We start from the raw sequence: 4,395 nt of genomic DNA on the forward strand, positions 1-4,395 counted from the left end.
CAAGTATCGAGACCGCCTGTTCTGCGACGTGCGATCGGTGTCCGAGTGGCTCGTCGAACAGGTAAATCCGCGGCCGGACGCGCGAGTGGCGCTGGCAGTGGAAGCCGTCGGTGGTCCGGGGGTGGCGCGGCTGCTCGAATTGCTCTCCGACGGTGGATGGTTGGTCAGCTATTCCTGGGCCAGGGACGAACCCATGTGGGTCGACACCTCGAGGCTGGTCGCCAAGCACCTCACCGTCCGCGGATTCTTTGTCGGCGACTTCGACTACCGCGAGAAGGTGCTGCCTGTCATTCGTGAGGCGGCACCGCTGGTCGCCGACGGCACCCTCGTTGTCCCCGTGGCGGCCACGTACCCCCTGGAGCACATCCAGGACGCGGTGCAACATCTCCTCCGTGGCGGCAAGATCCTGCTGAAAGTGGCGGGGCGATGAACGCGCGCACAGCGGGCGGCTGACGATTCGCCACTTTCGTGAGACAAACCTGAGGCAAAGTTGTTCGCCACGAGCTGCGAACTGGCCCGCCACGTGCGAAAACCACCGCGTGTATGACGCCATCGATAAATGGGCCTATGCGCTCAGTCGGCCAGCCTCGCCCCCGCACGTTCTAATGACCAACGTGAACCGCCCCGGTGAGTTTTGATTTGAGGACTCAGCGGGCGGCTGGCCTAAGGTCGGGTCGTCCTGCTCTCCTCGGGGGCGGCCCAGTTTTAACGCCGGAACCGGTCGGGTAGATAGCCGGCGTGGGGGAAGATCATCGGATGGATCGATGGCAGACCGCTCAGGCTGTCGAGTTCACCCGGTTGTTGCGCGTCCAGCTGGTCGAGATGAACAGCAAGGTCGCGTGGATCGAGCGTCAGCATGTAAGGGCTAGCAACGCCCGTTCGGGCGCATTGCGAATGGAAGCAACGACGCTACGTCGAGACATCAGAGAGGCAGAATCTCTCATCGCTCGGCTAGAACACGACTATCTCGGTCGGGACCCCGTCGATCCATCTCCCCGACGGTTGCCGCCGAGGCCGGCGCCCCGTTAAGAACTCAGTTGGCTGATCTCCAGTAATCTTCTGCCAGCCTCCTCCATCCACGCGGCGACGTCGGCGTCCTGTGGGTCGGCGCAGAGGGCTAACGCTGCCCGCGCCAAAGACTGAAGAGCCATCATTTCGAGGTCGTCGGGGCACTCCTCGCCAAGAAGTTCAAGAACAGTGCCCGCCCACTTACACCGTTCCTTGGATACGTCGGCGGATTCGATTTCGCCTGGCTTCCAATCGGCCAGACTTCCAAGAAATAAGCGGATTACGGATCGCCGCTGCGGCCGAATCGTGCCCATCGCTCGACGCTATAGCAGCTGGACCGACGCAAGGCCCACGGATAGGACGCATGGCTGCGGAGAAGCTGCTGCGAACCTCCAGAGGCCTAGCTTCCATAGGCGCGGTTGGCCGGGCAAAGAAGGTCGCGTAGAAGGCGGTGCTGAAAACCATCGTCGTCCCGATAATGAGCGGGCCGAAGAGTAGAGGATGGTGTGCCATGGCCTCTGCAAGATAACGGCAGCACAGCAACAGGACTGCTAAGAACGCCGCCCCGAAGGTCACCAACCCCATCCGCGACCAGATCCGGCCACGCAACGGATCGCGCAATGCCGCCTCCACAGTCAGGCACAACACCGCACCCGCCACGAGGTCAACTCCGTAGTGGTAGCCGAAGCCAAGTGTCGCTGCGATGGTGCACACCATCCAGAACGTGCCGCCCGTGCGCAGCCAACGTGGTCCACGACGGGAATGGATGAAGACCGCCAGCGCCCAGGCCGTATGCATCGACGGCATGCAGTTACGCGGAGTTTGGTCGTCGAAGGCAACCGCTCTCGGTAACAGATCAATCGGCGGCAAAGCGTGTGGCCAGTAGTCGCCGACTTGAAAGCCCCGGCCCGCACCGCCGAACGCGAAATCGGGGCCGACTAATGGGAACAACACGTAGATCACGGGGCCGATCAGTCCGAGCAGCAGGAATGTCGGCACCAGAAAGTGACGCGGCCAGCCGACGGTGCGGACGTTGCGCAGCTGGTAGATCGCAACCACCATTGCCGCGATGGGCAACTCGATGTACACCCAGTGAAACGCGGCGTTAAGAACCGGTCCGCCTGCCTGGACGAGCCGGCCGAATAGCCAGGACGGCTGTGCGAGTGCGTGATCGGCTAAAAGCGCATACTCGTCGAACACCATTGGCCGAGTAATCGCGGTGATCCGCAACCAGGTATCGCCGACTTTTGTCGCGATGATGAGCAAAAGGCCGAAAGCGACTCCGCGGAAGGCGGGGGTGAGTTCGGCCTTCTCCCAGCGTTGCAATGCCACCAGAGCCAATCCGGTGAGCACGATCAGCGGCCCGTTGCCGAAAGCCAACACACCACCACGCAACAATCTCTCCACAGCGAAAACAACGTCGAGAACCACGGCCACCGACAGCGCGACGATCCGGCATCGGTTGGGCAATCCAGCCATGGCCACGCCGAAACCGACCCACGAGACCGTGGCCGACTTCGGGGCAGCGACGTAGTCGCTGAACAGGCTATGCAGCGGACCCTGAAATCCGGCATTGGTCGCAGTGACCTGCAATCCGACAAGCAACATGACAATCATCGCGACCGCGATCGTCGGCCAGGTGCGCGTCAGTTGCACACGCATCAACGCTCGTCGCACATCGCCGATGAACACCGGCAGAATTTTAGGTGTCAGATCGCCATCAGAGGCGTTAATCCCCCAGGAGGGCCACCACGGTGGGTTCGACAAGAAGCTCCGCCGACAATTGGGGTCGCCACATTTAAGCAATCAACTGAGTTTGAATTACCGTCTGACTTGGTCGGGCTGACAGGATTTGAACCTGCGACCACTTGACCCCCAGCTTCAATAGTGGGGTTCGAACGAACGTTCGCGAACATCAGCCATGCAGGTCAGCGTGATATCCGACGATCAGCGAACCGCGCCGGACACCCCCGATTCCGACCTGGTTGGGGTGCGCGTTGGGGTGCGCGGGTACCTCCGAATAACGCTGGTGGGACCCCAACGGGGACCGAGCGGCCCACAGCAAACCCCCCTCGCGCCGCAGCTGCAGTCAACCTGAAATTGGTAAGAGGCTTGCGAGGGGATGAGCCAATTCGACTATCGTCGTGGCGATCTCGACTGCTTTCGCTCCTTGCTCAGCAGTTATTTCGTCCCAACGTCGACCAGCCCTGCTGCGACCGTGACTAGCCGTATTGCGCACATTGATTAAGTCGGTCTGAACGCCGTCAGGCAGCAGACCGGGCCGGAGCAACTCAAGTAGTTCTCGCTTACCGCCAAGGGTGTTATAGCCACGGGTGAGCGCCTTCCTGACCGCCTCTTCGGCATGTGCCTGCTCGAGATGCCGGTCGACCAACGTTGTCATCGCAAGCTCGGCAGCAGTTCCCGCATCAAGTACCGCCCGCCGGATCTGACCTGCGTTTACAAGCGCCCGTGCATCGCGAATGAACAGCCATTCCGCAGGAGGCGGATCTTGCTCGCCGGTGGCGGTTACACACGCTTCCAGAAGGTCCAACTGCAACGTGCTCGCTGCAAAGCCCAACCTTGGCGGTGGGAAGTACGAGCGGTAATTCACGTTCGCCCGCTGCCCAGCAGTGTCACCCGTCCACGTCAACAGCGGCCTGGATCTGGTGGCACCACCGGGATATCCACCCAACCCGACGAAGTCTTGCGCTGTCAGGATGCCCACCCATGACGTGAACCGTTTCCACCAGTCATCAAGCTCGCTCAGGAACCCCTCGGCAGCAGCTTCGAACTGATCGCCATTAGCCGCGGCGAGCGTCGTATAGAAGCGGCATCGGACGACGACGGCGCAGTCCCTTGCGGACTCGGGATACACCTTTTCGGCTCTGCCGTCGTCAAGAATCGCGCCCCAGACAGGGCTGATGTGTTCTTCTTCAACACGCTCGTTCTCGTCCCTTGGGCCGTGAGCCCATGCAGGCGGGATCAAGTCCCATTTCGGCATGGAGGGTGGCTCACCCAGACGCTGCCTAATCTCCGGGGGGAACGGATCCGGTCTGTTATCGACCTGCGGTAAACCGATGGTGAGGTCATAGCTTGCGGTGCGTGAGGTGAACGTGCGACCCAAGCAGCCGATGCTCACGTATAGGCCTGAACCGCCAACAACAAAGTGACCTTCAAATGGCCACTTCATTGCTACGCCGTCGTCTGCCACCGGCTCACTCCAACGAGGAGGGCGAACAGTGAGTTAACACTGATGACCGCGCCAGCCGGTCCAGGCCAGGCGAGCTTCAGCCCGCCACCCACGTCCTCGACTTCCCGTTCGCGCATGTCTTCCGACGATAGCGTGGTGATCGCAGCGCGCTACACGCTTTCGACGTACATTGGCTG

4 protein-coding genes are annotated in these 4,395 nt (G+C 61.4%); 1 reads left to right on the forward strand and 3 read right to left on the reverse strand.

Annotated elements, in window-relative coordinates:
* Window positions 1-430, forward strand: a 430-nt coding sequence (locus tag VFW69_RS03565; RefSeq protein ID WP_526498240.1) for a zinc-binding dehydrogenase, incomplete at its 5' end; no start/stop codon positions are given.
* A 275-nt stretch (window positions 431-705) separates the two neighbouring features.
* Here the strand turns inward: VFW69_RS03565 and VFW69_RS03570 are convergent.
* From VFW69_RS03570 to VFW69_RS03580, 3 genes are all read right to left on the reverse strand, one after another.
* Window positions 706-858, reverse strand: coding sequence for a hypothetical protein (locus VFW69_RS03570; protein ID WP_526498242.1), 153 nt, complete (start codon window positions 856-858; stop codon window positions 706-708).
* A 351-nt stretch (window positions 859-1,209) separates the two neighbouring features.
* A complete protein-coding gene (locus VFW69_RS03575) occupies window positions 1,210-2,670 on the reverse strand; it encodes a phosphatase PAP2 family protein (RefSeq protein ID WP_526498246.1) in 1,461 nt (486 codons plus the stop codon).
* Between the two features lie 427 nt (window positions 2,671-3,097).
* On the reverse strand, window positions 3,098-4,198 hold the full coding sequence (locus VFW69_RS03580; RefSeq protein ID WP_526498244.1) for a hypothetical protein: 1,101 nt from the start codon (window positions 4,196-4,198) through the stop codon (window positions 3,098-3,100).
* Between the last annotated feature and the right edge of the window lie 197 nt (window positions 4,199-4,395).

Origin of the sequence: Mycobacterium sp., from assembly GCF_036273375.1 — a bacterium.
Taxonomy (GTDB): Bacteria; Actinomycetota; Actinomycetes; order Mycobacteriales; family Mycobacteriaceae; genus Mycobacterium.

Bases quoted from the DNA above. Each gene is read 5' to 3' on its own strand.
- VFW69_RS03570 (WP_526498242.1), bottom strand. From the start codon at position 858: ATGCTGACGCTCGATCCACGCGACCTTGCTGTTCATCTCGACCAGCTG.
- VFW69_RS03575 (WP_526498246.1), bottom strand. From the start codon at position 2,670: ATGCGTGTGCAACTGACGCGCACCTGGCCGACGATCGCGGTCGCGATG.
- VFW69_RS03580 (WP_526498244.1), bottom strand. From the start codon at position 4,198: ATGAAGTGGCCATTTGAAGGTCACTTTGTTGTTGGCGGTTCAGGCCTA.